The 3,623-nt window shown below is 62.0% G+C and carries 2 protein-coding genes and 1 pseudogene; 2 read left to right on the forward strand and 1 reads right to left on the reverse strand.

The window, feature by feature from the left end:
- Nucleotides 1-319: 319 nt before the first annotated feature.
- Nucleotides 320-1,333 carry a zinc-dependent alcohol dehydrogenase family protein gene (locus K309_RS0134195; protein ID WP_029050388.1) on the reverse strand — a complete coding sequence of 338 codons (1,014 nt, stop codon included), beginning with the start codon at nucleotides 1,331-1,333 and terminating at the stop codon, nucleotides 320-322.
- A 197-nt stretch (nucleotides 1,334-1,530) separates the two neighbouring features.
- Here K309_RS0134195 and K309_RS0134200 point away from each other — a divergent pair, with 197 nt between their 5' ends.
- Entirely contained in the window at nucleotides 1,531-2,523 is a 993-nt protein-coding gene (locus K309_RS0134200) for a Bug family tripartite tricarboxylate transporter substrate binding protein (protein WP_029050389.1), read from the forward strand.
- Between the two features lie 496 nt (nucleotides 2,524-3,019).
- Nucleotides 3,020-3,529, forward strand: a pseudogene (locus K309_RS38790) (tripartite tricarboxylate transporter substrate-binding protein); the annotation flags it as partial.
- Nucleotides 3,530-3,623: the final 94 nt, after the last annotated feature.

Here is a 3,623-nt window from a genome sequence, read left to right on the forward strand (position 1 = left end):
ATCAGATTCCTATTCGATCTGGGAGTTCTGCACGCAGCACAATTCTTCCGACGCCTTGCTGCGCCTTACCCTTCAACATTCTGCAGGCCGGACGAGATAGAGTCAGATGAGCAATCCTGCGGCCATTCCCCCGCATGGCTTGGTGTTCGTCGCATCCGATGTGGATGCGGCCGATGAAGCCGGGCGGCTTGAGCGGTGCCGACGCGCGAAATCCTGCAGGTTGCCGGGGCGATCGAACAGGGCCTTGGCTGAAGGGCAGCGTTCGGGCGTGCGCAGGACAAGTTGCCGGCCGCGCCTCGGGGATGCAAGGAGCCGTTGATCAGATATCCAGCACAATCTTGCCGATGTGCTGATTCGCTTCCTGGTAGCGAAAGGCGTCAGCCATGGCTTCCAGCGGGAAATGCCGATCGATGACCGGGCGGATGCCGGTGGTATTCAGGGCACGCACCATGTCGAGCTGGTGTCGGCGGCTCCCCACCAGCAGCCCGGTCAGGCGCAGGTGCTTGCGCAGAAGCTGGGTGACGGTGACCGGCCCGGTCGGGTTTCCCAATGAGCCGATCACGGCGATATGTCCGCCGACACGGGCTGCCGTCATCGACTGGTCCAGGGTTGCGGCGCCGCCAACCTCGATGACATGGTCAACGCCGACGCCATCTGTCATCTCGCGTACTGTTTCGCCCCATTGCGTCGTGTTGCAATAGTTGATCAGGCAGTCTGCGCCAAGCTTGTGCAGCCTGGCGAGCTTCTCGTCCGAGGATGACGTGGCGATCACCCGCGCGCCGGCCGCTTTGGCGAATTGCAGTGCAAAGACTGATACGCCGCCGGTGCCGAGTACCAGCACGGTCTCGCCCGGCTTCAAGCCGCCATCGGCAAACAATGCCCGCCAGGCAGTCAGGCCGGCCGTGGTCAGCGTGGCGGCCTCGGCGTGGCTGTAGCCGTGCGGAGCGTGCGTGAAGCACGCTTCGGGCAACGTCACAGCCTCCCGCGCAAAGCCGTCGACGCCATCCCCGGGGACGGTAGCGAAATCCCACAGAAACGGCGCTCCGTCATGCCACGTCGGGAAGAAGGTGCTGACGACGTGGTCTCCGACCGTGAATGCCTTCACGCCTGCACCAATGGCGGTGACTTCCCCGGCACCGTCCGCCATCGGAATGCGCCTTTGCGCCAAGGGCCGACGGCCTGACACCACGGCATAGTCATGATAGTTGAGTGAGCTGGCATGTATGCGGACGGTGATCTCGCCCGGTCCCGGAGGGGCGGCCGTGGCTTCCCCGACGATGATGCGCTCGAAACCGGCCGGTGGATCGAGATATATGGCTTTTACAGCAGTCATGGCATTCCCTGGGTCGAGGAAAAATGATGCGTCTCGAGTTTAGCACTTCGATTTTATTAATGTCGACATGAAAAATTCGGGCTGCTATGATCAGCCTCACCGTAGCCTGAGCGGGTAGTTGCCCGTCGCATATTTCCTGGTGAGGCGGGCCGCACCTGGCCAGGCTGGTAATAGTCGAAAAAATCATGGGGACGACAATGTCATCAATGAAGAAGCTGCTCGCAATCACGTTGTGCGCGGTGGCAAGCATCACCTTGTGCGCGCCAGGACCGGTGCAGGCGCAGGAAGCCTGGCCAGCGCGCCCGATTCAAATGATCGTGCCGTCATCTGCCGGATCAGGAACCGACGCGCTGGCGCGGGCCATGGCGCAGCGCCTTTCCGAGTCGCTGAAGCAGTCTGTGATCGTGGAGAACCGTCCTGGTGGTAGCGGGGTGATCGGGACTAACGCAGTCCTCAAGGCGGCGCCGGATGGTTACACGATTCTCTACACGACGGCATCGAGCATGGTGGTGGCGCCGGCTGTCATCAAGACCATTTCCCAGGACGCAAGAAAGAACCTCGTGCCGATCGCGCAGACAGCGGTGGGGGGCGTGCTGCTGCTGGTGAGCCCGGACCTGCCGGTGTACGACTTGCCCGGACTCATCCAGTTCGTGAAGGCGCATCCGGACAAGTACAGCTACGGCAGCTGGGCCACCGGCTCATCCGCGCACCTGACGATGGAGTGGCTGAAGAAGCAGACGGGCATGAAGACCGAACACGTCGCGTATCGGACATCCGGCCAACTGCTCACCGAGCTTTCCTCGGGGGTGCTGAAGATCGGCTGGACCGACCCCAGCGTGGCGGTTCCGTTCCTGCGTTCCGGCAAGGTGCGTGGCATTGCCATTGTGGGCAACGTGCGGTCTCCCCAGCTTGCCGACGTCAAGACGCTGAGCGAGCAGGGCTACAAGTTCAATACGGTGGGATGGTTCGGCATGTTCGCGCCGGCCGGGACCAGCCCCGCGATCGTGAAGCGCCTGGCCGACGAGGTCAACAAGGTGCAGGGGACGCCGGAGATCGTGGCCCTGATGAAGAAGCTGAACTTCGAGCCGCCTCCGGTCAAGTCCTCAGCGCAGCTGGGCGAAATCGTCCAAAGCGATCTGCAAGTCTGGACGAAGATCGCCAACGACGCAGGCATCAAGGTCGACGAATGAGCCGGGGTCGCGGCCACTTGCGGCTTGTCCAGGACGTGGCTGCCATTTTCCGGTGCGATGGCAGCCAGAGTCATAAACTGGAAAGTCCGAGCGTGCAAGGTAAAGCAAAAGATGGCGCCCGGGCGGATCTCGAAAGACCACCGGCTCGTCCATTTTCGTGATTTGACGGTTCCCCTTCCGGGAACCGCAAGCCGTCACGCAGGTTTGGCCTGCAGCACATAGCCCCGGTGATTGGCAGCCGGGTCCGGTTGATCCGGGTCCGCTGCCGCTCATTGCCATCGCGAATTGTCAGCGCCCGGCAAGAGCGGTCGGGAAGGGTAGCGCAGTATCTCTACAGGGTTTTCCCTCTGTTTGCGCGAATTGGTAAAAGCATGTCGTGATCGGCCAAGCCGGGCAATGTGGTGCGATCCGAGAATTGACGGAACCTGACGCGCCCTCGGATCCGTCACCGGCGAAGCCTTCCAAACACGCAAAGCAGCAATCAAGAGGTACAGACATGAAGAAACAGGCCAACAACTTTTTGTGGCGCGGATACGCCCTGGCGTTCGGCGTTGGCGTCGTCGGCTGGCTGCCCGTGGCTCAGGCCCAACCGGCCTGGCCAACGAAGCCGGTCCGCCTGGTGGTGGCGGGCCCTGCCGGCGGCAGCGCCGACGCACTGGCGCGCCTGCTGGCGGAAGGCCTGCATAAGGCGTGGAGCAAGCCGGTCATTGTCGAGAACAAGCCTGGTGCCGCCGGTGCGCTGGCGATCAGCGACATGCAGTCCACTGGCAAAGACGGTCATACCCTCCTGGTCATCCAGGGCGGTGTCGTGAGCGAGGCTCCGTTGGCCTACAAGGTCCATTACAAGCCGTTTGCCGACCTGAAGCCCCTTGCCCAGATCAGCCGCACGGGGTTGGTGCTGGTCGCCAACAAGGATCTTCCTGTCTCCAACCTGAAGCAACTTGTGGACTACGGCAAATCGCAAAAGGACGGACTCGTATTTGCCTCTTACGCTGCCGGATTAAAGGTAAGCGGTCGACTAACAACGCCTCTTGCGGCCGGATACGAGGTCGGCTAAACAGCGGATGTCTTGAGATTCCAAGGCAGCAAGGCCTCGTAGT

Source organism: Cupriavidus phytohabitans, assembly GCF_000426345.1.
Classification (GTDB): domain Bacteria; phylum Pseudomonadota; class Gammaproteobacteria; order Burkholderiales; family Burkholderiaceae; genus Cupriavidus.

Coding starts and splice junctions, on each gene's coding strand:
- K309_RS0134195 (WP_029050388.1), bottom strand. CDS start 1,333: ATGACTGCTGTAAAAGCCATATATCTCGATCCACCGGCCGGTTTCGAG.
- K309_RS0134200 (WP_029050389.1), top strand. CDS start 1,531: ATGTCATCAATGAAGAAGCTGCTCGCAATCACGTTGTGCGCGGTGGCA.